Genomic DNA, 23339 nt, shown 5'->3' on the forward strand with positions numbered 1-23339 from the left:
CCGCCTCAGGCCCGAGCGTCGGACAGCGCGGCCGAGGCGGCCTCGCGGGCGGCCTCCGGCGACGGGGCCTGCACGGCGGCCTCCGCGGCGCGCTTCATCTGCTCGTCCGTGGCCTCGCCGAGCTTCACGCCGACGGCTGCCAGAGCCGGGGCGGCCGCGGACAGCGAGGTGATGCCCAGGCCGATCAGCACGCAGGCCAGCAGCGGGTCGGCTGCGGCCTCTCCGCACACTCCCACGGGCTTGCCGGCGCGCTGGCCCGCCTGCGCGGCCATCTGCACGAGCTTGAGCACGGCGGGCTGCCAGGGATCCGTGAGCTGGGCCAGACCCGAGGCCATGCGGTCGGCGGCCATGGCGTACTGGGTGAGGTCGTTCGTGCCGATCGAGAAGAAGTCGACGTGCTCGATCAGCTGATCGGCCAGCAGAGCGGCCGACGGGACCTCGATCATGACGCCGGGCTTGAGGTCGCGCTCGCGGCACAGATCGCCGAACCACTTGGCCTCATCGACCGTGGCGATCATGGGGGCCATGACCCAGGGCTCCGCCCCGGATCCCTCGGCTGCAGCGGCGATGGCGTCGAGCTGACGGGTCAGCACGCCGTCGTCCTCGAAGGCGATGCGCACGCCGCGCACGCCCAGCGACGGGTTGGGCTCATCCGGCATGGTCGCGAAGGCCAGGGGCTTGTCCGAGCCGGCGTCGAGGGTGCGCACGACCACCTTGGAGCCGTCGAAGGCGTCGAAAACCTCGCGGTAGAGGGCGGTCTGCTCGGCCACGGAGGGCTCGGCCGTGGCGTTGAGGAAGGACAGCTCGGTGCGGAAGAGGCCCACACCCTCCGGCAGGCCGGTGGCCACGGCGGTGCGGGCGCCCGCTCCGTCCTGGACGTTGGCCAGCAGCTGGATGCGGGTGCCGTCGGCGGAGACGGCGGGGCCGGTCCAGGTGCGGATGCGCGCCAGCGTCTCGGCGGACTCGGCGGCCCGGGAGGCGGCGGAATCGGCCTCCGGCTCGAGCTCGATCACACCGGACTCGCCGTCGACCAGGATCAGCTGGCCGTCCTCGATCTGACGCAGCGCGGAGCCTGCACCCACCACGCAGGGGATGCCGAACTGGCGGGCGATGATGGCGGTGTGGCTGGTCTTGCCGCCGAGCTCGGTGACGATGCCCTGCACGAGCTCGGGCTTGAGCCCCGCGGTGTCCGCGGGGGCGAGGTCGTCGGCCAGCAGGATGATCGGCTCGGCCGGATCCGGGACGCCGGGCTCCGGCTCCCCGCGCAGCTCGGCGATGACGCGGTCGCGGATGTCCTTCAGATCCGTCGTGCGCTCGGCCATGAGGCCGCCGATCTTCTCGAACTTGGCCACGAAGGTGTCCGTGGCCCGCGCCGCGGCGAGCTCGGCGGAGGCGCCGGAGTCGATCTGCTTGCCGACGGCGCGGCGCCAGCCCTTGTCCGTGACGAGCGCGGCGGTGGCGCCGAGGACCTCGGCCGCGTGGCCCTCCGCACGCTGCGCGCGGGCGTCCAGGCGTCCGGCGACGGTGGCGGCGGCGATGTCGAAGCGCTCCTTCTGCGACTCGCGATCCGACTCCGGGATCTCCGGCCCGTCGGTCGGCAGGGCCGGGCGGGGCCGGACCCACATGGCGGGACGAGCCGCGACGCCGGCGACGACGCCGATGCCCGTCAGGTCGGCCTGCGGGGCAGCAGCGGCGGCAGTGTTCAAACGGGCATCTTCGGACATGAAGAGCGCTCCTCATCATCGAGTCGCTGAAACCGCGCGGACATGCGCGGGCGAGCGTTGCTTGCAGGTATTCTAGTGAAGCGGGACACAGATTGACAATCAACGCATCCGGGCATGATCATGTACAAATGGGCGTAATGAACATCACAGAGCAGCCTCTCTCGGGGGACGCGGCGGGCTCGGATCCGGACACCGGGCAGGGCCTCTTCGCGCCCGAGCGGCGGCAGGCCATCTCGCAGCAGGCCGCCGTCCAGGGGCGCGTCTCCGTGGCGGAGCTGGCAGTCCAGTTCTCGGTCGCCCCGGAGACCATCCGCCGCGACCTCGACGTCCTGGAGCGGCAGGGCCGCATCCAGCGCGTGCACGGCGGTGCCATCCCGCCGCTGGGGCGCAACGGCCGCGAGGCCGCCGTCGATGACCGCAGAGCCACCCGGATCGGGGCCAAGGCCGCGATCGCCCGGGCCGCCATGGGCCATCTTCCGCCGGCGCACGGCTCGGTACTGCTCGACGGCGGCAGCACCACCGGCTGCCTCGCCGCCGCCATGTCCGCCGCAGCGCGGGAGGGGGCCCTCGAGCCCGTCACGGTCGTGACGAACTCCCCCAGCGCCGGCGTGGAGCTCTCCCACGCCCGCGATGTCGAGGTCCTCCTGCTGGGCGGACGACTCCGCCCGGTCACGGAGACGGTCGTGGGAGCCCAGACCAATGCCCTGCTGAGCTCGATCTCCGCGGACGTCGCCTTCCTGGGCTCCAACGGCCTGTCCGCCGTGCTCGGACTGACCACCCCGGACGCCGAGGAGGCCGCCGCCAAGCGCCTGATCGCCGCCCGCTCCCAGCGCGTGATCGCGCTGGTCGACTCCACCAAGTTCGGCGCCGAGCACCTGTGCACGTTCGCCGACCTCAGCGCGATCGACGTCCTCATCACGGACGCCGTCCCGCCCAGCTCCCTTGCCGAAGCCCTGAACCGAGCAGAGATCGAGGTCGTGATCGCATGATCGTCACCTTCACCGCCAGCCCCAGCATCGACCGCACCGCCGCCCTGACCGCCCCGCTGGAGCGCGGCGGCGTCAACCGCATCGCGTCCGTGGACGACGGCCCCGGCGGCAAGGGCATCAACGTCTCCCGCGCCCTGGCCCTGGCGGGCGCACCCACCCTGGCCGTACTGCCCGCATCCAGCGGCGACCCGCTGCTGTCGGCCCTCGCCCAGGCGGACGTGGCCCACCGTGCGGTGGACCTGCCCGGACGCGTGCGCACCAACATCACCCTGACCGAGCCCGACGGCACCACCACCAAGATCAACGAGCCCGGGGCGCTGCTGGATGACGATGCCCAGCTGGCCTGCCTGGCCGCGGTCCGCGACGCCGTCTCGCCCGGCGACTGGGTGGCCCTGTGCGGCTCGCTGCCCCCGGGCCCGTCGGAGGACTGGTACGCACAGCTGATCACGCAGCTGCGCGGCAGCGGTGTGCAGATCGCCGTGGACACCTCGGACGCCCCGCTCGTGGCGCTGTCCGAGCGCCTCGAGACCGCAGCTCCGGACATCCTCAAGCCGAACGGGCTCGAGCTCGGCCAGCTCGTGGGCGATGACGGCCTGGCCATCGAGGCCGCCGCCGACGACGGCGACTTCCTGCCCGCCGCGCGTGCGGCCCGGCGGCTCGTGGAGCGCGGGGTCCGGGAGGTGCTGGCCACCCTCGGCGGTGCCGGGGCCGTGCTGGTCACCGCCGAGGGCGCCTGGTCCGCGACTCCCCCGCCCATCACACCGGTCTCCACCGTGGGCGCCGGCGACTCGTCGCTGTCCGGGCTGCTGATCGCCCACACGGAGGGCCTGGCCCCGGCCGAGCGGCTGCGCCGCGCGGTGGCCTACGGCTCCGGCGCCACCGCGCTGCCCGGCACCGGCGTCCCCTCCCCCGAGCAGATCGACCTCGACGGCACCACGGTGTCCGAGCTGCCGCTCGACTGAGCGGCCCCACCAGATCTCCCCCTGCATCCGCAGCGGATGCAGGCTCCCCGCGGTCGCCACCGGGACTCCCCCGGAGGCGAGCACCACCGAGCGGCCGCCGGCCGCCGCATCGAAGGACAGGACATGTCAGAGAACGCACCGCTGATCACAGCTGACCTGGTCTCGCTCGACCAGGATCTCGGCTCCGAGAAGACCAAGGTCATCACCAAGCTGGCCGGAATCGTCGCCGCCACGGGCCGGGCGGACTCCGCCAAGGGCCTGGCCGGCGACGCCCTGGCTCGCGAGCAGCAATCCGCGACCGGCCAGCCCGGCGGCATCGGCATCCCGCACTGCCGCTCGGCGCACGTGCAGACCACGTCGCTGGCCTTCGCCCGCCTGCCCAAGCCCGTGGACTTCGGCGCCAAGGACGGCCCGGCCGATCTGATCTTCCTGATCGCCGCCGCCGACGGCGAGGGCCAGGCGCACCTGAAGCTGCTGTCCAAGCTGGCTCGGGCCATGGCCCGCAAGACCTTCCTAGCCTCCCTGCGGGAGGCCCAGTCAGCCGAGGAGGTCGTGGCGATCGTCGAGGAGGTCCTGGCCCCCAAGCCCAAGCCGGCCACGGATCAGCTCGAGGCCGCTCCGGCACCGAGCGGCAGCACCGCCACCGGGTCCTCCGATGCCCAGTACGGGGGCGCCGCAGCGGGCGCCGCAGCCGGAGCAGGTGCGGCGGGCGCGGCAGCGGCCGACGACGGGGCCCGAGCGGCCCCCGCCAAGCGCCACCTCGTGGCCGTGACGTCGTGCCCCACGGGCATCGCGCACACCTACATGGCGGCCGAGGCGCTCGAGCAGAAGGCCGCGGAGATGGGCCACGAGCTCGTCGTGGAGACCCAGGGCTCCTCCGGCGGCACGCCGCTGACGCAGGAGCAGATCGATGCGGCGGATGCCGTCGTCTTCGCCGTGGGCGTGGGCGTGCGCGACCGCGAGCGCTTCGCCGGCAAGCCGGGCGTGGAGGCCGGCGTGAACGTGGGCGTCTCGGATCCCGAGGGCCTGATCACCAAGGCGCTGGCCGCGGCCGATGACCCCAATGGGCACCGGATCGCCGGCGGCGGCGGCTCGGGCGGCGAGTCCGCTGGCGCGGGCCAGGGCGGCACGAGCTGGCCGAGGCGCATCCAGCAGGCGCTGATGACCGGCGTGTCCTACATGATCCCGTTCGTCTCCGCGGGCGGTCTGCTGGTCGCGATCAGCTTCCTCATGGGCGACGCCGGCATCGCCAACGTGTCCGCCGACATCGTCGCGAACAGCAGTCTCGCCAATCTGCCTAGCGCAGCCGACTACTCGGACGCCGCCATCCGCGGCGACGGTCTGCTGCTCTATCTGGCGGCCGTGCTCAGCGTCGTCGGCGGTCTGGCCATGACGTTCCTGGTCCCGGCGCTGTCGGGCTACATCGCCTACGCCCTGGCCGGTCGCCCCGGCATCGCCCCGGGCTTCGTGGGCGGCGCGATCGCCGTGGCCCTGAACGCCGGCTTCATCGGCGGCCTGGTCACCGGCCTGATCGCCGGTCTGATCGCCATGTGGATCGCCTCGATCAAGGTGCCGCGCTGGCTGGCCGGGCTCATGCCCGTGGTCATCATCCCGCTGGTCACCACGCTGATCGTGGGCCTGCTGATGTACCTGCTGCTCGGCGCCCCGCTGGCCGCGCTCATGACGGCCCTGCAGAACGGGCTGTCGTCGATGTCCGGCTCCTCCGCGGTGCTGCTCGGCGTGATCATCGGCCTGATGATGTGCTTCGACCTCGGCGGGCCGGTCAACAAGGCCGCCTACCTCTTCGGCACCGCGGGCCTGTCCGCCGGCGGCGAGGCGAACCAGATGATCATGGCCGCTGTCATGGCCTCCGGCATGGTGCCGCCGCTGGCGCTGGCCCTGTCCACCACGGTGCGCGGCAAGCTCTACAGCGAGGCCGAGCGCGAGAACGGCCGCTCCGCGTGGCTGCTCGGCGCGGCCTTCATCTCCGAGGGCGCCATCCCGTTCGCCGCGGCCGACCCGCTGCGCGTCATTCCGTCGATGATGGCGGGCGGTGCCGTGACCGGCGGACTCATCGCGGCGCTGAACGTCACGCAGAACGCCCCGCACGGCGGCATCTTCGTCATCGGCACGATCGGCAACCCGGTAGGCTTCCTGATCGCGCTGGTCGCCGGTGTGGTGGTCTCCGCGGTGATCGTCACGGTGCTGAAGAGCCAGCGCCAGCGCGCGCTGATGGCCCGCGCCCAGCGCGACGCCGAGTCCGCAGATGCGCCCACGGCGCAGACAGCCGCGGCCTGAACCGCATAGGCTGAAGACGCCACTAGCAGCGGTGCGATGAAGCACCCGTCAGGAGGAAGCATGCCCAGCAAGAAGGTCATCGTCGGCTCCGCCGTCGGACTGCACGCCCGTCCCGCAGCCATCATCTCCGAGGCCGCCGGGGAGTACGACGACGAGATCCTGATCGGTCTCGTCAACGACCCGGACGAGGAGCCGGCGGACGCGTCGTCGTCGTTGCTGATCATGGCCCTGGGTGCCGAGAAGGGCACCGAGGTCGAGGTCTCCTCGGACAACGCCGAGGCCGTCGAGAAGATCGCCGGGCTCATCGAGCAGGATCTCGACGCCAGCTGATCCGCCTCCTCCCGGAGGCCGGGAGCGCACAGCACGGGACCCCCGCAGCCGCCTGGCTGCGGGGGTCCCGTCGTCTCCGCCCTCCCCGCGGCTGGCCGATTCCCCACCCCATCTCCGTCGACGGGCCGTTCCCTCACCGGTTCAGCCGCGAAACGGTGAGGGAACGGCCCGTCGACGGCGGGGAGGGCCGGAGTCGGCCTCTCGAGGCGGAGGCGTCGAGGCAGGCGGCGGGCGTCGGTGCGTCGGGTCAGGCAGCGGGGGCCGGGGTGCCGGACCCCGCGCGGCGATCGCGTCGGGCAGCGACGACGACGGCCGCGGACCAGGTCAGCAGCAGGACGAAGAGCACCAGGTAGGGGATGACCCAGATCGTCTCCGCGGCATGCAGGTGCACGCCGAACAGGTCCACGATCCACAGCCCACGCATGGGCCCGATGTAGGCGCCCACGAGCCAGATCCACGCCATGATCTGCGCTGGCATCCGGAAGCCCCCGCGCAGAACGTGCGGGAAGGCCTCGGTGAACAGCGCTACTGCGATCACCGGGTAGTAGACCTGGTGGTGCGACCAGGAGATCGGCGACATGAACAGCATGACCAGCGCGTTCATGGAGATCGCCGACAGCGTCATCCCGCGGCGCAGCAGCAGTGGCAGCGCCACGGCAACCGCGATCAGCATGATCAGCACCAGCACGTAGCGGATCGGGTCCACCGCATCGGCCGGGACGCCGGTCTTGATCAGCACGCCGGTCAGGGCGGTGTTGTCGATGTACTTGATCGAGCCCACGCGGTCGGACGACGAGACGGCGTCGGTCCAGAACTGGATCGAGTCCTGGTACAGGACCAGGAAGCCCAGCCCGACGGTCGCGGCGAACGTGACGCCCATGGCCAGGATCGCCTTGAAGTTCTTCCCCATGAGGAAGATGAGGCCGAAGGCCAGCGGGGTCAGCTTGATGCCGGCGGCGATGCCGATCAGCACGCCGCGCGGGATGAAGGCCACGGCGTTCTCGAGCCGCGAGCCGGTGCCGTCGGTGCGGCGCACCAGATCCAGGAAGATCAGCGCGAAGAGCAGGATGTTGACCTGCCCCAGCGAGATCGTGCGGATCCAGGGGCCGCAGAACAGGATCAGCGCGGTGATCAGGGCCAGCGACGCCGACGAGCCCAGCGCCCGCGTCCACGGCAGCGGACGGCCGCGCCGCTCGGCGACGGCCAGCAGGCCGCGGCCCAGCACGACGGCACCGATGATGTCCAGAGCCAGCAGCAGGAAGCGCGTGAGGTCGAACGGGATCCAGGCCAGCAGCCCGAACAGCAGGGCGGCGAACGGCGGGTAGGTGAACGGCAGCGTGTCCGGGCCGCCCCACGGGACGGGGAACTCGAGGTCGTACAGCGGCTGCGCCCGGGTCGCGGGGTGGGCGACCCACTGCGCACCCATGTTGTAGACCATGAGGTCCAGAGACCCCTCGATCACGAGCTTGACGGCCCAGGCCAGCACGGCGACCAGGGCGATCCAGGCGAGGGCCCTGCCCCACGCGGGGCCGTCGCCCGAGCGAGGCGCGGGCGCTGCGCGATCTGCGGCCTGCGCGGCGGCGGAGCTGGAGCGGGCAGAGGAAGACAACCGGACCTCCTGGACGGTGGGTGCGGCCCCGGGCGGGACCGGACCAGGGTAGCCCTCAGGCACCAAGGACTTCGACGGCAGTCTCAGCGCCGACGCAGGCCGCGCAGCACCACGGCCAGGGCCAGCGACCCCGCAGCCCCGAGCACCGTCCCCCACCGGTCCGGGCGCACCAGTCCGTGGGCGTCCTGGGAGGCGGTGAGGCCGTGCTCGGCGCTCGACGGGTGATCGTCGTCTTCAGGGGTCGATTCCATGCTCAGTCTCCTGTCGTGGGCAGGCCCGCCCCGCTCCATGACGACATGCCTCCGGCCAGGTGCCGGACGCGCCGCGTCCGTCCGGCCACGATATCCGCCTCGCGCAATCGGTTGAGGGCCTGGGCTGAGCGCACTCCGGCCTGGCAGAGGAGGATGACGTCATCCGGGCCGTCCAGCTGGCCAGCCGCGCCGTCGGCGATCTCCGGCGCATCGGGTTGCCCGAGGAGCTCTCCCAGCGGGATGAGCTGCGCGCCGTCGATCCGCTCGAGCCGGTGCTCCCAGGGCTCGCGCACGTCGATCAGCTCGAACGACGCGCGCCCCGCCGCCCGTTCGGCCAGCAGGTCGGACAGCTGCTCGGGGGTCACCAGCTCCGGATCCGAGGCCGTCGGGTCCGACGACGGAGGCCCCGGCTCGCTCGCGACGCAGCTGGCGCCGCCCCCGCTGGTCCCGGTGGCTCCGGCGAGGAGCCGCTCGGAGTCCTCGGCCCCCGGATAGCCGTCGCGGGCCGGGTCCGCGAAGGGCGACATGTGCGTGACGGCCGCGGCTCCGGCGGCTCGCCGCAGGGGGATCTGGGTCCAGCTGCCGTCGAGGGCGTCGCAGATCGACAGCCTCCCCAGCAGCGTGACGCCGGTGCCCATGATCAGCTTCATGGCCTCCATGGCCAGGGTGGAGCCGAGCATCCCCGGCAGCGCTCCGAGCACTCCGGCCTCGGCGCAGCTGGGCACCGAGCCGGGCTGCGGCGGCATGGGGTGCAGATCGCGGTAGGTGGGCCCGTGCTGCGCCCAGAACACCGAGGCCTGGCCGTCGAACCGCAGGATCGAGGCCCACACATGGGGGATCCCGGTGATCTCGCAGGCATCGGAGACGAGGTAGCGGGTGGCGAAGTTGTCCGAGCCGTCGAGCACCAGATCGCACCCGGACACGAGCTCCAGGGCGCTTCCGGCGTCCAGGCGCCGCCGGTGCTCGACGACCTGCACGTCCGGATTCAGCTCCCGGATCCGCGCGGCGGCAGATGCCGTCTTGGCCCGCCCCACCGCCTCGGAGCCGTGGATGACCTGGCGCTGGAGGTTGGACAGCTCCACGTCGTCGTCGTCGACGATCGCCAGGGTCCCGACCCCCGCGGCGGCGAGGTAGAGCAGCGCCGGGGAGCCGAGCGCCCCGGCGCCTACGCACAGCACCGTGGCCGCGCGCAGGCGGCGCTGGCCGAGCTCGCCGATCTGCGGGACGCGCAGGTTGCGCGCGTAGCGGCGCAGCTGCTCCGGACTCAGCTGAGGGCCGGGCTCGACCAGCGGCGGCAGGCCGGCGGCGCTCAAAGGTTCACCCACTGCCTGCCTCCATCGTCCAGGTGCTGCTCCTTCCAGATGGGCACGCGGGCCTTGATGCAGTCCACGAGCTCGTCGCAGGCCTGGAAGGCGATCTTGCGGTGAGAGGCCCCCACGGCGACCTCCATGGCCGAGTCCCCAACCCTCAGATGCCCGATCCGGTGGGCCGCCGCCATCCGCAGGCCCGGGTGGGCGTCGGCGATCTCCTGGCAGGCGGCGCGCAGCGCTTCGGCGGCCTGCGGATGCGCGGTGTAGTCCAGGGAGGCGACGCCGCGGCCGCCGTCGTGATCGCGCACGATGCCGCTGAACCCGACGACGGCGCCCGCCGCGGAGGCAGAGGCCATGGCCCGCAGGCCCACCGGATCCAGCGGCTGATCCGTGATCCAGGTGTCCACGACCGTGGACGGGGCCAGGTCGGCCGGGTGATCGCCCTGCTGGCCGGAGGGCTGGTATCCGTCGGCGGGCGGAGCCGGGGGCTTGTCGGCGGCGGAGGCGCCGTGCTCGGCTGGCGGCACCGGGGCGACGGCCTCCTCGACGGGTGCGGCAGGCGCGCCGTCAGCGGAGGCCGCTGAGGGTGCCGCTTCCGTGCGGGGGGCCTCGGGGCTCGTGTGCCCCGCGTCCCGGTCGCCCTCGAGCTGGTGCAGGATGTGCTCGAGCAGCGGGATGATCACGGCCATGCCGTCCTTCACCCCGCCGCGGGAGCCCGGCAGATTGACCACGAGCGTGCGCCCGCTGATCCCGGCCAGTCCGCGCGAGAGCACGGCGGTGCGCACGTGCTGCAGGCCCTCGGCCCACAGCGCGTGGACGAGCCCGGGAAGCTGCAGGTCGAGCAGCTCGGCGGTGATCTCCGGCGTGCGGTCATCGGCCATCATCCCGGTGCCGCCGGAGGTCACGACCAGGTCCGGACGCTCGGCCTGCGGCAGCTCGCGCAGCAGCCGGTGCAGCTCCCGGCGCAGAGGCTCGCCGTCCGCCACCACCACGGGCTCCGGGCACTCGATCCCGGCCCGTCGCAGCGCCGTCACTCCTGCAGGCCCAGCGGTGTCCTGGTAGGTGCCCGCAGCGGCGCGGGTCGAGGCCACGACCAGCACAGCGCGCCGCGGGGGCAGCTGCGGATCCCGCTCGCCCCAGGCGCGGGCGCCCTCCGATTCGGTGCTCATCGGCTCGGTGCTCATGGCTGCGCGTCCTCTCTGGTCCAGTCGCCGGACTTCCCGCCCGACTTGGCCAGGACCCTGATCCCGCCGATCTCGGCGTGCTTGTCCACGGCCTTGATCATGTCGTAGAGCGTCAGCGCCGCCACGGAGACCGCCGTCAGCGCCTCCATCTCGACGCCGGTGGCCCCGCGGGTGCGCACGGTGGCCAGCAGGCGCACGGACTCCGTCCGGCGTTCGAAGTCCACCGAGGCCTTGGCGAGCGGCAGCGGGTGGCACAGCGGGATGAGGTCCGGGGTGCGCTTGGAAGCCATGATCCCGGCGATCCGCGCCGTCGGCAGGGCATCGCCCTTGGGCAGCTCGGCCGCGAAGATCCTCTCGATCACATCCGGTCGAGTGCTCAGCACCGCCTCCGCGGTGGCCTCCCGGGAGGTCTCGGCCTTGGCGGAGACGTCGACCATGTGGGCCGAGCCGTCCGCCCGGACGTGGCTCAGACCGCTGCTCGGGGTCTCGGACATGGGCTCCTCCTGAGGTGCTGCGAGCTGGGTGCTGCCGGCCGGACGCCGCGAGACGCAGGGCGCGCCCGGCGGAGTCGTCGTGCCGTCCACCGTACGGGGACCGCACGACGGGACAGCCTGTGGGCCCGACGGACGGCCCGCCCCTGCGGCGGGCAGAGACGGGCCGAGCGCGAGGCGCTGTGCGGGCTCAGGCCGTCTGGCGCTGGTCCACCTTGCCGCCGTTGCGCAGCACGAGCGCCACGAGCAGGCCGAGGATGCAGAACGCGGCCAGCAGCATCAGCCCGAAGAAGTAGGAGTTGTGCTCCGGGTTGTAGGTGGCTCCCATGACCAGCGGCGGGAAGTAGCCGCCCAGGCCGCCTGCCGCGGCGATCACGCCGGAGACGGTGCCCACCGTGCGGGAGTCCGAGGCCCGCGACACCCAGGCGAACACGCCGCCGGTGCCCAGTCCCAGGAAGACGGCCATGGCCAGGAACAGCGGGCCGTAGACGAACTCGTGGGAGGGCTGGAAGGCGACGATCGCGGCGAGCGCGGCCGCGCCGACGTAGGAGGCGATCGACACGGTCTTGGGACCGATCCGATCGGCCAGGGTGCCGCCGATCGGCCGGGCGATCACCGCGGCCAGGGCGAATCCGGCGGTGCGGGTGCCCGCGGCCGTGGGGTCGTAGTCGTAGACGTTGCCCAGATAGGTCGGCAGGTAGTTCGAGAAGGCGACGAACGCGCCGAAGACGATCGCGTACATGAAGCACAGCATCCAGGTCTCCTTCAGCGCGAAGGCGGCCTTGAGCTTGGGCATCATGGGCGTGGGCTCCAGTCCGCGTCGCGTGGGCGACTCGCGCAGCGCGATCCAGCTGATCGCGGCCATAGCGGCCACCAGCACCGCGACCAGCACGTGGGCGCCCATGTAGCCCAGGCCTGCGACGATGCGCGGGGTGACGAAGGCGGAGACCGCGGTGCCGACCATGCCCGCGCCGAACACGCCGGTCGCGAAGCCCTTGCGGTGGGCCTCGTACCAGGCCGAGCAGAACGGGATGCCGATCGCGAAGACCGTGCCGGCGATGCCCAGGAAGAACGAGACGAAGACGAGCAGCCCGAAGCTGTTCAGCTGCCCCACGATCGCGGTGAGCAGCACGAGCGGAGCGGTCACGCCCAGGATCGCGGTGAACATGACGCGCCCGCCGTAGCGGTCGGTCAGCGCGCCCACCGGGACGCGGGCCACGGAGCCGACCAGGATCGGCATGGCCACGAGGATCGAGGTCTGCCCCGCGGTGAGGTCCATGGCCTGCGAGTAGCGCGAGGACAGCGGGCCGATGATGGTCCAGGCCCAGAAGCCCATCACGGAGGCCAGGGTCGCGATGATCAGGTTCCGGGTCTGGCCGGCCTTCAGCTCGGCGTCGACGGACGGTCGGGTGCCCTCAGCGGACATGGGTGATCTCCTGGTGGTCGGCGCCGCGCTCGAGGCGGCGCGAGGGTGTGCAGTGGGGCCGTGGGAGGGGCGCGTCAGCGGCGCCCGGAGGACGTCGGCTGGCGCTTGGGCCGGGAGGCCGACGACGGCGCGCGGTCCTGCGTCCCGATCGGGTCCCAGCCGCGGCGCACGGGGGCGTGGCCGGTGGTGCGGCCCCGGTCCCGGGAGCGGTAGATGATGTACGGCCGGAAGAGGTAGTGCACCGGCGCCGTGAACGCGTGGATCAGGCGGGTGAACGGCCAGGCGATGAACAGCGCGAACGCGAACAGCACGTGCACCTTGAACGAGGGCGACGACGCGGCCATGGCGCCCACGTCCGGCTGCAGGATCCATATCGAGCGGAACCACGGGGAGACGGTCTCGCGGTAGTTCACGACGGTGTGGTCGAAGACCGAGATCAGCGTGGTCGCGATGCCCGCCAGCAGGGCCAGCACCAGCAGGACGTACATCATCTTGTCGTTGTTCGTGGTGGCCATGAACACTGGGCCTGTGGTGCGGCGGCGGTAGATCAGCAGGGCCAGGCCCACCAGCGTGCCGAAGCCCGCGAACATGCCGATCGTCAGCGCCATGATGTGGTACATGTGCTCGGACACCCCGGCGAAGTCCGTCCAGGACTTGGGGATGACCAGGCCCACGATGTGCCCGATCAGCACCGCCAGGATCCCGAAGTGGAACAGCGGCGAGGCGATCCGCAGCAGCTTCCCCTCGTACAGGGACGACGAGCGGGTGGTCCAGCCGAACTGGTCGTACTTGTAGCGCCAGATCGTGCCGCCGATGAAGATCAGCAGCACCACGTAGGGCAGCACACCCCACAGCAGGATGTCGGTGGTGTTCATGCGGTCTCAGTCCCTGGAGCTCGTGGAGGCGGCGGCCTCGCGTCGGTGGGTGGGGGTGCAGCCGGCAGCGGCGTGCGCGGCCGAGGGATGGGTCGCCGGATCCACAGGCACGGCACCTGCCGCCCCGCCGGTCATCCCCGAGGCCGAGGAGTCGGACAGCGGCAGCAGCCGCGGATCGAACGGCTGCAGGCCCACGGTCTCGGTGGGAGGGCCGTAGCCGGCCATGCGCATCACGGCGTCGCGGTCCTCCGGGGAGGCTCCGGGCAGCGTGGTGCACACGAGCTCGACGATCCCCAGGTGCGGGAGGCCGTCGTCCTTCAGCGCCAGGCGCAGCAGCTCCAGCGAGGGCCGGTAGCGCTGCAGCAGCTCTGCGCCGTCGTCGGGAGCCACGAGCGCTGCGAACTCCAGGACCACGGGGAGGTGATCGGGCAGCTCCGAGTCGTCCATGCGGAACCCGTGCTCGGCGTAGAGCTCCTTGAACGACAGCAGCGACTCGCCGCGGCGGCGGGTGTCGCCGTCGGTCCAGTACGTGAGGTGGAGGCTGTGCCGGCGCGAGAGGTCGTACTCCTGGACCCAGTCGCCCTGGATCTCGGCCAGCGGCTTGGAGAGCATCCACTGCTCGAGGCGGTCCACGGGCGCCGGGTCGACCCCGACCTCCTGCAGCGCCGCGCGGATCTGCGGGATCCGCCCGAGCAGCTCCCGGTCCGGGTAGCCGAGCAGAAGTGCTGCCGACTGGCGCACTACTGCGGAGCGCTGGGGGTCGGCATCGCGCCACGGCGCCGTCTCGACGGTGCCCTTGCCGCCCAGCCCGAAGATCCTGGCCAGCAGGCTCATCGCGGCTCCCCCTTCGACCCGGGGGACGAGCTCTCCGGGAACAGCCCGTACGGGGTCCCGTTGCCGTCCCAGTTCAGGAGGTTCACCCGGCCCGACATCTCGGAGGCACCCGCAGGCGAGTCAGCGGTCTGGCGCGCCTTGAGCGTGGCGAAGTTCTCGACCGCCACCGGCATGGGGCGCCCGGAGGCCTCGCCGAGACCGCCCATCTGGCCCATGCCCGGGCCGCCGTCGCCATCCAGGGAGCAGCCCATCTCCTCGAGGTTGTGGGCGTCCTCGGTGTGCGCGGTGGGGATGACGTAGCGCTCGGAGTACTTGGCGATCGCCATGAGGCGGTACATCTCGTACATCTGCGAGCCGGTCATGCCCACAGCCTGGGCGATCGACTCATCGGCCTGGTCGCCCAGGGTGATGTCGCGCATGTAGGAGCGCATGGCCGCCAGCTTGCGCAGCACGTTCGCGATGATCTCGGTGTCCCCGGCCGTGAACAGCTCGGCCAGGTACTCCACCGGGATGCGCAGCGAGTCGATCGCCCCGAACAGGACGTCGAGGTCCTGGCCGTCGTGGCCCTGGGTGGACAGAAGGTCCACGATCGGCGACAGCGGCGGGACGTACCAGACCATCGGCATGGTGCGGTACTCGGGGTGCAGGGGCAGAGCCACCCGCAGCTCCTTGGCCAGCTTGTAGACGGGCGACTTGCGCGCGGCCTCCATCCAGTCGTCGGGGATGCCGTCGGCGCGGGCCTGACGCTGGACCTCGGGGTCGTTCGGGTCGAGCATCAGGTCGAGCTGGGCCTCGTAGAGGTCCTTCTCATCCGGGGTCGCGGCGGCCTCGGTGACGCGATCGGCGTCGTAGAGGAAGATGCCGATGTAGCGCATGCGACCCACGCAGGTCTCGGCGCAGACCGTGGGGATGCCGACCTCCACGCGGGGATAGCAGAACGTGCACTTCTCGGCCTTGCCCGTCTTGTGGTTGTAGTAGATCTTCTTGTAGGGGCAGCCGGTGATGCACTGGCGCCAGCCGCGGCACTGATCCTGATCGACCAGAACGATGCCGTCCTCGGCGCGCTTGTAGATCGCCCCCGACGGGCAGGCCGCCATGCAGGACGGGTTCAGGCAGTGCTCGCAGATCCGCGGCAGGTGGAACATGAAGGTCTTCTCGAAGTCCAGCTTGATGCGGTCCTCCGAGTCCCGGCGCAGCTTCTGCAGCACGGGGTCCTGGGACTCCGTGGCCTCGATGCCGCCCAGGGAGTCGTCCCAGTTCGCCGACCACTCGACCTTGGTGTCCTTGCCGGTGATCAGCGACTTGGGCTTGGCCACCGGGAAGTCATCCGAGGCCGGGGCCGAGACGAGGTTCTCGTAGTCGTAGGTCCAGGGCTCGTAGTAGTCGTCCAGATGCGGCTGCACCGGCGAGGCGAAGATGCCGAAGAGCTTCTGCAGGCGGCTGCCCGACTTGAGCTGCAGGTTGCCGCGGCGATTGAGCGTCCAGCCGCCGCGCCACTTCTCCTGGTCCTCGTAGCGGCGCGGATAGCCCTGCCCGGGGCGGGTCTCCACGTTGTTGAACCAGACGTACTCGGTGCCGGCGCGGTTGGTCCACGCCTGCTTGCACGTCACGGAGCACGTGTGGCACCCCAGGCACTTGTCGAGGGTCATGACCATCGCGGTCTGAGCCATGATGCGCATCAGTACTGGACCTCCTGCGAGCGCTTGCGGATGACCGAGGTGACATCTCGGTTGTTGCCGGTGGGGCCGTGGTAGTTGAACGCCCAGGACTGCTGGGCGTAGCCACCCACCATGTGCGTGGGCTTGAGCATGATCCGGGTGACCGAGTTGTGGATGCCGCCGCGGCGGCCGGTGGCCTCGGACTTGGGGACGTCGATCGTGCGCTCCTGCGCGTGGTGGACGAAGACCGCTCCGGGGCGCATGCGGCTGGTGACGATCGCCCGCCCCACGAACACGCCATTGGTGTTCACGCACTCGACCCAGTCGTTGTCCCTGACCTCGATCAGCGCCGCGTCCTCGTCCGACATCCACACCGACGTGCCGCCTCGCGAGAGCGAGAGCATGAACAGGTTGTCCTGGTACTCGGAGTGGATGGACCACTTGTTGTGCGGGGTCAGGTAGCGCACGGCCACCGAGAGGTCCCCGCGCTCGCCGAGCCGCGGCTCGCCGAACAGCGCCGCGCTGTTCAGCGGCGGCCGGTAGGTCGGCAGGTTCTCGCCCATGTCCGACATCCAGTCGTGGTCCAGGAAGAAGTGCATGCGCCCGGTGAGGGTGTGGAACGGCTTGAGCCGCTCGATGTTCACCGTGAAGGGGGCGTAGCGCCGTCCGCCCGTCTCCGAGCCGGACCACTCCGGGGAGGTGATGACCGGCACCGGGGCTGCCTGGGTGTCCGCGAAGGTGATCTTCTTCTCCTCCGAGCCCAGCGCCAGGTCGTGCAGCTGCTTGCCCACGCGCTTCTCGAGGGTCTTGAAGCCCTGCACAGCCAGCTCGCCGTTGGTGGTCCCGGACAGCGCCAGGATGGCCTCGGCCATGCGGGCGTCGGTCTCGATCGCGGGTCGGCCCTCAGCCGCACCGGAGTCGAAGACGCCGTGCTTGCGCCCCAGCGCCTCGACCTCGTGGTTGACGTCGAAGGTGATGTTCTTGGTGGTCAGCCCGAGCTTGTCCGCCAGCGGGCCGAGCGCCACGAACTTGTCGCCGATCGCGGTGTAGTCGCGCTCCACGACCTTGAGGTTGGGGAAGTTCTTCCCCGGCACCGCCGGAAGGTCCGTGCCGCGCCACTCGGGAACGTGCCCGCCGGGCTGGTTGATCTGCCCCGGGGTGTCATGGGTGATCGCGGTGGCCACCAGGTCGTGCCGGGTGTCCAGACGGCCCTTGGACAGGCGCGCGACCTCGTCCGAGAGCAGCCGGAACAGCTCGTGATCCGTCTTGGCCTCCCACGGCGGGGTGATCGCCGGGTTGAAGGCGTGGACGTACGGGTGCATGTCCGTGGAGGAGAGGTCGAACTTCTCGTACCAGGTGGCGGCAGGGAAGACGACGTCCGAGAGCAGCGTGGACGACGTCATGCGGAAGTCCGCCGAGACCAGCAGGTCGAGCTTGCCCTCCGGCGCCTTCTCGTGCCAGGCGACATCGCGGGGCTTGTGGTCCACGTGGTCCTGGCCCAGCACGTTGTTCTGCGTGCCCAGCAGGTGCTTGAGGAAGTACTCCTCGCCCTTGGCGGAGGAGCCCAGCAGGTTCGAGCGCCACAGCACGAGCGTGCGCGCCCAGTTCGCCTCCGCGTCCGGGTCCTCGACCGCGAACTGCAGCTTGCCTGCCTTGGCCTGATCGGCGACCCACTGGCCCTCCGATTCGGCCTCCCCGCGCTCGACGGCAGCCGCTGCGGCGTCGGCGACGTCGAGCGGGTTCTGCGTGAACTGCGGGTAGAACGGCATCCAGCCCAGGCGCGTGGACTGGGCCACGACGTCCGCGGTGTGCATGCCGTCGAGGTGGCCCTTGGCCAGCGGGGACTGCAGGTGCGCCGAGGAGTGGCCGTCCTGGCGGAACTGGTCGGTGTGCATGTACCAGAACGCGGTGCCGATCATGAACCGCGGCGGGCGCGACCAGTCGCTGGCGGAGGCCATGGTGGCCCACCCGGTGATGGGACGGGCCTTCTCCTGCCCGACGTAGTGCGCCCAGCCGCCGCCGTTGCGGCCCTGGCAGCCGCACAGCATGAGCATGGCCAGGATCGCGCGGTAGGTGACATCGCCGTGGTACCACTGGCACAGCCCGCCGCCCAGGATGATCATGGACCGCCCGCCGGAGCGCTCGGCGTTGGCGGCGAACTCGCGGGCCACGCGGATCGCGGCCTCGGACGGGACGGAGGAAATGGCCTCCTGCCATGCCGGGGTGTAGGCGGTCTCGGCGTCGTCGTAGCCGGCGGACCACTGGCCCGGCAGGCCGTCGCGCCCGACCGCGTACTGGGCGAGCATCAGGTCGAAGACCGTGGTGACCGTCCGACCCGCCACCGTGCGGACGGGCACGCCGCGGCGGACCACGGAGCCCTCGCCGGTGTCATCGACGAAGGCTGACAGCGCGATCTCCGAAGCCGCCCCGTCCCAGTCGCCCAGGTCCATGATCGACAGCGCCGGGTCGTGGCCCTCTAGGTCCAGGTTCCAGTCGCCCTCGTCCTGGGCGTTGTAGCGGAAGCCCATGGAGCCCTTGGGGATGAAGGCCTCGCCCGTGGCGCGCTCGAGCATCACGGTCTTGAACGCGGGATCCGCCTGATCCGAGCCGAGGTCCTCGGCGGTGACGAACTTGCCCGGGACGGTCTGCCCGTTCTCGTCGGTGACCAGGGTGACCAGGAACGGGAGGTCCGTGAACTGCTTGACGTAGTCCTCGAAGAACGGGGTCCGCTTATGCGCGAAGTGCTCCGTGAGGATGACCTGGCCCATGCTCATGGCCAGCGCGGCGTCCGAGCCGGGCTGGGCGGGCAGCCACTCGTCGGCGAACTTGGTGCTGTCCGCGTAGTCCGGGGAGACCGAGACGACCTTGGTGCCGCGGTAGCGCACCTCCGCGACCCAGTGGGCGTCCGGGGTGCGGGTCACGGGGATGTTGGAGCCCCACATCATGAGGTAGGTGGCATCCCACCAGTCCCCGGACTCCGGGACATCCGTCTGGTCGCCGAAGACCTGCGGCGAGGCCACGGGCAGGTCCGCGTACCAGTCGTAGAAGCTGTTCATCACGCCGCCGATGAGGTTGATGAACCGGGCGCCGGCGGCGTGGGAGACCATGGACATGGCCGGGATCGGCGAGAAGCCCACGCAGCGGTCCGGGCCGTAGGCGCCGATCGTGTGAACGTGCGCCGCGGCCGTCATCTCGAGGGCCTCCTGCCAGGACGCGCGCACCAGACCGCCCTTGCCGCGGGCCTGCTGGAACTCCCGGCGCTTGGCCGGGTCGTCCACGATCGAGGCCCAGGCCGCCACGGCGTCGCCGCCGTGGGCCGCACGGGCCTCGCGGTACATCTCGAGCAGCACGCCGCGCACGTACGGGTAGCGCACGCGGGTGGGCGAGTACGTGTACCAGGAGAAGGCGGCGCCGCGGGGGCACCCGCGCGGCTCGTACTCGGGGCTGTCCGGGCCGACCGACGGGTAGTCCGTCTCCTGGGCCTCCCACGTGATGATCCCGTCCTTGACGTAGACCTTCCACGAGCACGACCCCGTGCAGTTCACGCCGTGGGTGGAGCGCACGACCTTGTCGTGGCTCCAGCGGTTCCGGTAGAAGGAGTCGCTCGCGCGGCCGCCCTCCCGGAACTCGGCGCGGCCGTCCGCGGTCTGCTCGCGACGGGTGAAGAAGCGGCCGGTCTTCAGCAGCGCCTGGCTGGCGGGGCCGTCGACGCCTGCGGCGTGGGCAGTATGCGCTCCGGAAGTCGTATTCGTGCTCATGGCTCGAGGCTATCGACGAGGCCGAGTCGCTGAGGAATGATTTCCGGCAGTTGCCGGAATTGCAGAAACGGATCCGGAAGACCGCTTGATCTCCGTCAAGGAAATCCGGATCCATATCTGGCACAGGCGTGATGACGCGGATCCAGAGCCCTCGAGGCAGCAAGGCCACCCTTATGGGAATTACACTACAGCGGCGTTCCTGAATTCGCTTCCGTCATTTCTTCTCGAATACCCCCAGAGAAGGCAAGCGATTTCCGGAAGATGCCACGAACCGACCGGAGGTCGGCGGGGGAGTCAGCGAGCGCCCGCCTCCGCATCGGCCGACGCGTCCGGATCAGCCTCGGCCTCCTCCTGCTCCTCGAGCTCGCGCTCGCGCTGGCGCGCCGAGGGGTTCGACGCCACGGCGACGACGGCCGTGATCAGCAGGACCAGGAAGGTCCCGTAGAACATCCACACCGACGGGTAGAACCAGAACAGCGCCATCCCCCAGCCCACGAGCGCGAGCACCAGCGCGAGCACCGACAGGACCAGAAGCCCCAGCCGGACGGTCGAGAACCGCTCGGCGCGCCCGCGCAGCCCGTAGAAGACGGCCAGGCCCATGAGGAAGAGGGTGAAGAACAGCTGCCCGGTGACCGTGATCGCGTCCTGGTGGTACTGATGCATCCCCAGCGCCTGGATCACTGCGGCGATCGCGAGCAGGGCGGGGGCGATGACGGCGGACTTCATGCTGGGAGATCTCCTGGGGGCCGGTGACGGACCCGGCCAGTCTAGGGGCGGGCCCTCCGGGGCACCTGAACTCACCCCTCCTTGTCGAAGTAGATAGACAGACCAACTAGTCTGTGTGACTATCTAGCCATGAGCTCGACACCAGACGCCTCAGCGGCACGGCGCAGCGAATGGCTGCGCGGCGTGCTGCAGCCGTGCGTCCTCCAGTGCCTGGCCGACGGCCCCGCCTACGGCTACGCGATCATCGCCCGCCTGGCCGAAGCCGGACTGGGCGAGATCAAGGGCGGCACCCTCTACCCCCTGCTCGCCCGCCTGGAGGCCCGCGAGCTCGTGACGATCGAATGGCGCACCGGCGAGGGCGGCCCCGGTCGCAAGTACTTCCGCCTCACCGAGACCGGCCGGGCCGAGCTGGCCGACGCCCGCAGCGCCTGGGGCGACTTCGCCGCAGCCGTCGACGCCCACCTGAAGCTCGACAGCGCTCCGTCGCGTCCCTGAACTCCACCCTTCTTCAGGAGATCACCATGAGCACAGCACCCGAGTCCCTGGCCGATGACCACGACGTCTGGCAGCGCCCGTTCGTGCGGCTGCACCGCCGCTGGTGCGACGACTTCGTCCTCGAGCTGCGCCTTCGCGATGTCCCCGGCGCGCGGATCGGCGACCACCTGGCCGAGGTCGAGTCGCACTGCATCGAGACGCGCACCGACCCGGAGGAGGCCTTCGGCGACGCCCGGGAGTACGCGCAGGAGGTCGGCGACGCCGACGAGCCCGCGCGAGACACCGGGGTCCTGCGCGTCACCCTGATCTCCCTGGCGGCCCTCGTCGTCTTCCTCACGGGCAATGACGCGACCAACCGGTGGGCCCGCGGCGAGGCGCTGTCCTTCAACGTGGCTGAGCTGATCTGCCTGGGACTGCTCGCCGCCGGAGTGGCGGCACTGCCCGTCCTGCTCGGGCCGCTGCTGCGCAGGACGCGGCTCGGCCTCGCCTTCTTCGCCGGGCTCTTCCTGCTGGGCGCGCTGCGCGCCCTGGCCGGACTCCTGCCGCTGGAGCCCGTGGTCGACGGCATCCCGGCAGCCCCCGTCTCCGTGGGCGTCCTCCTCGTCCTGTGCGTGCTCTCGGCCCTGGAGATGCGCGAGCTCTCCGGCGACGACGACCGTGTCACCTCTCCCCTGCGCGCTCCGGACGGCGCGCGACCGCCGGCTCGTCGAGGCGCGGTGCTGATCGCCTGGATCTTCCCGATCGCCTTCGTCGCGCTGGGGGCGCTGGCCTGGATCGTCGCCTGAGCGGCGGCTCCGAGGCGCTGCCGCTCGAGGATCGACAGGAACGGCTCGGCGCGGCTCAGCTCGGTCACGGAGCGCCCGCTGGCCGTCAGACTGCTCGTCCGGACCAGGGCCGTCGGCGCGATCGCCGAGGTCGTGCACTCGCCGATCGTCTCGGTGTAGAGCTGGACACCGCGGGGGTTCAGGAACGACGCCGGCGAGATGCCCTCGGACTCGACCAGCCCGCTGAGCGTGTACATGAGGAAGCCGTTGTAGAGCCCGTTGTCGATCTTCGCCGCGACCTGGCTCAGATCGGCGGGCGGGGCGCCGGCCGCGACGGCCTGCACCCGGAGATCTGGCGCGCAGGAGCCAGCCAGCTCGCCGGCTGAGGCTGCGGCCCCGCCGCTCTGGGAGTAGCCCACGATCCCCACCGGAGTCTGCGCACTGGTCCCGCCAAGGCCGGCATCGCGCACGGCGCGGGCGGCATCGAGCACGGCGTGACCCTGGTCCAGGCGGTCCATGTACGTGTGCGGGCCCTGCGTGCCCACCGCATAGGTGATCAACGGACGATCCCCTGGGCCCCGCCACGGCGAGCCCGACTCCAGGAAGGTGCCGGTCACCGGGACGATCGCGCCGCCCGAGTCGGTCGTGGTGTACATGATCCGGGACTGCGCCTCACCCAGCTGCACCGCCCGGGCCGGGCCGAGGCAGAAGGGCGAGGATTCGTGCTTGAGCCGGCTCGCCGGCGCCTGGGGCAGCTGCGAGGGTGCGGCATAGAACGCGCCCAGCGGCTGATCGGTCGCACTGTCGGCGGCCGAGACCGCCCGGGCTGCAGCCGGGGCCGGGGCGCGGTCTCCGGGACGGCCTCAGCAGCGGGATCGGAGGCGCTCGACGACGACCCGGGCGCCGCCGCCGCGGGGGCCAGGCCGCCGAGGCCCAGGGAGAGGGCGGCCAGGGCCGCGGTGACGCTGAGCAGGGACGCGCGGAGCTTCATGGGGACCTCGATGCTGGTGCGGATGCAGCTGGTGGCCGGAGCGCATCCCGCACCCATACCGCCCGCGACGTGCGACGATGATCAGCCCGTCACGTTCGATACAGAAGTGCATCCATGGTGCCGCCACCTCGGCGCGGCGCGTCGGATGTGATATGTACCATAGGCTCTGCGCTGCCACAGCGCGCCCCCAGACCCCGCCCCAGGAGGACCCATGACCATCGTGATCGCCCGCGCCGGCACCGCCGAGGGCCAGGCCGCCCTGGACTCCGGGCTGGCCGAGGCCGCCCGTCGCTCGGAAGACGCCGTGATCTTCCACCTCGGTGGGGACGACTCCGACACCGAGGCCCAGCAGCTGCAAGGCGTCAAGGTCACCCATCAGCACCCGGAGGCCCGCGGCCGCGACGCCGTGGGCGACCTCCTCGATGCCGCCGAGGCGGCAGACGCCTCCCTGATCGTCGTGGGCATCCGCCACCGCAGCCCCATGGGCAAGCTGCTGCTGGGCAGCGCCGCGCAGCAGATCCTGCTCGAGGCCGCCTGCCCGGTGCTCGCCGTCAAGCCCGAGCGCCGCTGAGACCTTCCGCTCCAGAGCCCGGCACCTCGCCCACCGCGAGTCGCCGGGCTCTTCTGCGTCACGGGGCTGCCGGCCCCGTGAGGGGCCCGCTCT

At 71.4% G+C, this 23339-nt stretch carries 19 protein-coding genes and 1 pseudogene; 7 read left to right on the plus strand and 13 right to left on the minus strand.

Going from position 1 to position 23339, the window contains the following annotated elements:
• Positions 1 to 5: 5 nt before the first annotated feature.
• Positions 6 to 1724: a phosphoenolpyruvate--protein phosphotransferase gene (gene ptsP, locus QSJ40_RS09825; RefSeq protein WP_251715169.1), complete on the minus strand. Its 1719-nt coding sequence runs from the start codon at positions 1722 to 1724 to the stop codon at positions 6 to 8.
• A gap of 137 nt (positions 1725 to 1861) precedes the next feature.
• Here ptsP and QSJ40_RS09830 point away from each other — a divergent pair, with 137 nt between their 5' ends.
• The 4 genes from QSJ40_RS09830 (at position 1862) to QSJ40_RS09845 (ending at position 6303) form a co-directional block, all read left to right on the plus strand.
• The gene (locus QSJ40_RS09830) at positions 1862 to 2713 is read left to right on the plus strand and encodes a DeoR/GlpR family DNA-binding transcription regulator (RefSeq protein WP_006213667.1); all 852 of its coding nucleotides are present in this window, start codon (positions 1862 to 1864) and stop codon (positions 2711 to 2713) included.
• A complete protein-coding gene (locus tag QSJ40_RS09835) occupies positions 2710 to 3675 on the plus strand; it encodes a 1-phosphofructokinase family hexose kinase (protein WP_204782653.1) in 966 nt (321 codons plus the stop codon). Before QSJ40_RS09830 ends, QSJ40_RS09835 begins: the two co-directional genes overlap by 4 nt.
• Positions 3676 to 3798: 123 nt before the next feature.
• Entirely contained in the window at positions 3799 to 5973 is a 2175-nt protein-coding gene (locus QSJ40_RS09840; RefSeq protein WP_204782652.1) for a PTS fructose transporter subunit IIABC, read from the plus strand.
• 60 nt (positions 5974 to 6033) lie between these two features.
• Entirely contained in the window at positions 6034 to 6303 is a 270-nt protein-coding gene (locus tag QSJ40_RS09845; protein WP_006213670.1) for an HPr family phosphocarrier protein, read from the plus strand.
• Between the two features lie 247 nt (positions 6304 to 6550).
• Here QSJ40_RS09845 and QSJ40_RS09850 read toward each other — a convergent pair whose 3' ends face one another.
• The 11 genes from QSJ40_RS09850 to QSJ40_RS09900 form a co-directional block, all read right to left on the minus strand.
• Positions 6551 to 7912 carry a glycosyltransferase 87 family protein gene (locus QSJ40_RS09850; RefSeq protein WP_285730631.1) on the minus strand — a complete coding sequence of 454 codons (1362 nt, stop codon included), beginning with the start codon at positions 7910 to 7912 and terminating at the stop codon, positions 6551 to 6553.
• 83 nt (positions 7913 to 7995) lie between these two features.
• Positions 7996 to 8163, minus strand: a complete 168-nt coding sequence (locus tag QSJ40_RS09855) for a hypothetical protein (protein ID WP_006213672.1) — start codon at positions 8161 to 8163, stop codon at positions 7996 to 7998.
• Between the two features lie 2 nt (positions 8164 to 8165).
• On the minus strand, positions 8166 to 9488 hold the full coding sequence (locus QSJ40_RS09860) for a ThiF family adenylyltransferase (protein WP_285730634.1): 1323 nt from the start codon (positions 9486 to 9488) through the stop codon (positions 8166 to 8168).
• Positions 9473 to 10657, minus strand: a complete 1185-nt coding sequence (locus QSJ40_RS09865) for a molybdenum cofactor biosynthesis protein MoaE (protein ID WP_006213674.1) — start codon at positions 10655 to 10657, stop codon at positions 9473 to 9475. The genes QSJ40_RS09860 and QSJ40_RS09865 overlap by 16 nt, the downstream gene beginning before the upstream one ends.
• Positions 10654 to 11151 carry a cyclic pyranopterin monophosphate synthase MoaC gene (gene moaC / locus QSJ40_RS09870; protein ID WP_006213675.1) on the minus strand — a complete coding sequence of 166 codons (498 nt, stop codon included), beginning with the start codon at positions 11149 to 11151 and terminating at the stop codon, positions 10654 to 10656. The genes QSJ40_RS09865 and moaC overlap by 4 nt, the downstream gene beginning before the upstream one ends.
• Before the next feature lie 187 nt (positions 11152 to 11338).
• The gene (locus tag QSJ40_RS09875; RefSeq protein WP_204782649.1) at positions 11339 to 12574 is read right to left on the minus strand and encodes an MFS transporter; all 1236 of its coding nucleotides are present in this window, start codon (positions 12572 to 12574) and stop codon (positions 11339 to 11341) included.
• Between the two features lie 74 nt (positions 12575 to 12648).
• The gene (narI, locus tag QSJ40_RS09880; protein ID WP_024289264.1) at positions 12649 to 13449 is read right to left on the minus strand and encodes a respiratory nitrate reductase subunit gamma; all 801 of its coding nucleotides are present in this window, start codon (positions 13447 to 13449) and stop codon (positions 12649 to 12651) included.
• Positions 13450 to 13455: 6 nt separating this feature from the next.
• Positions 13456 to 14283, minus strand: a complete 828-nt coding sequence (narJ, locus tag QSJ40_RS09885) for a nitrate reductase molybdenum cofactor assembly chaperone (protein WP_006213679.1) — start codon at positions 14281 to 14283, stop codon at positions 13456 to 13458.
• Positions 14280 to 15962, minus strand: a complete 1683-nt coding sequence (narH, locus tag QSJ40_RS09890; protein ID WP_204782647.1) for a nitrate reductase subunit beta — start codon at positions 15960 to 15962, stop codon at positions 14280 to 14282. The genes narJ and narH overlap by 4 nt, the downstream gene beginning before the upstream one ends.
• Entirely contained in the window at positions 15962 to 19699 is a 3738-nt protein-coding gene (locus tag QSJ40_RS09895; RefSeq protein ID WP_285730641.1) for a nitrate reductase subunit alpha, read from the minus strand. Before QSJ40_RS09895 ends, narH begins: the two co-directional genes overlap by 1 nt.
• 294 nt (positions 19700 to 19993) lie before the next feature.
• On the minus strand, positions 19994 to 20425 hold the full coding sequence (locus QSJ40_RS09900) for a hypothetical protein (protein ID WP_006213684.1): 432 nt from the start codon (positions 20423 to 20425) through the stop codon (positions 19994 to 19996).
• Positions 20426 to 20554: 129 nt separating this feature from the next.
• On the opposite strand from QSJ40_RS09900, the gene QSJ40_RS09905 reads away from it, so the two are divergent.
• Both QSJ40_RS09905 and QSJ40_RS09910 read left to right on the plus strand, forming a co-directional pair.
• Positions 20555 to 20920, plus strand: a complete 366-nt coding sequence (locus tag QSJ40_RS09905) for a PadR family transcriptional regulator (protein WP_006213685.1) — start codon at positions 20555 to 20557, stop codon at positions 20918 to 20920.
• Between the two features lie 26 nt (positions 20921 to 20946).
• Entirely contained in the window at positions 20947 to 21705 is a 759-nt protein-coding gene (locus QSJ40_RS09910) for an HAAS signaling domain-containing protein (protein WP_006213686.1), read from the plus strand.
• Positions 21706 to 21728: 23 nt separating this feature from the next.
• On the opposite strand, the pseudogene QSJ40_RS12820 reads toward QSJ40_RS09910, so the two are convergent.
• Positions 21729 to 22340 (minus strand): annotated as a pseudogene (locus QSJ40_RS12820) (lipase family protein); the annotation flags it as partial.
• Between the two features lie 546 nt (positions 22341 to 22886).
• Between QSJ40_RS12820 and QSJ40_RS09915 the strand changes: the two are divergent.
• A complete protein-coding gene (locus tag QSJ40_RS09915; protein ID WP_006213687.1) occupies positions 22887 to 23246 on the plus strand; it encodes a universal stress protein in 360 nt (119 codons plus the stop codon).
• Positions 23247 to 23339 lie beyond the last annotated feature (93 nt).

It is taken from the genome of Kocuria sp. NBRC 114282, from assembly GCF_030268385.1.
Lineage (GTDB): Bacteria > Actinomycetota > Actinomycetes > Actinomycetales > Micrococcaceae > Kocuria > Kocuria palustris.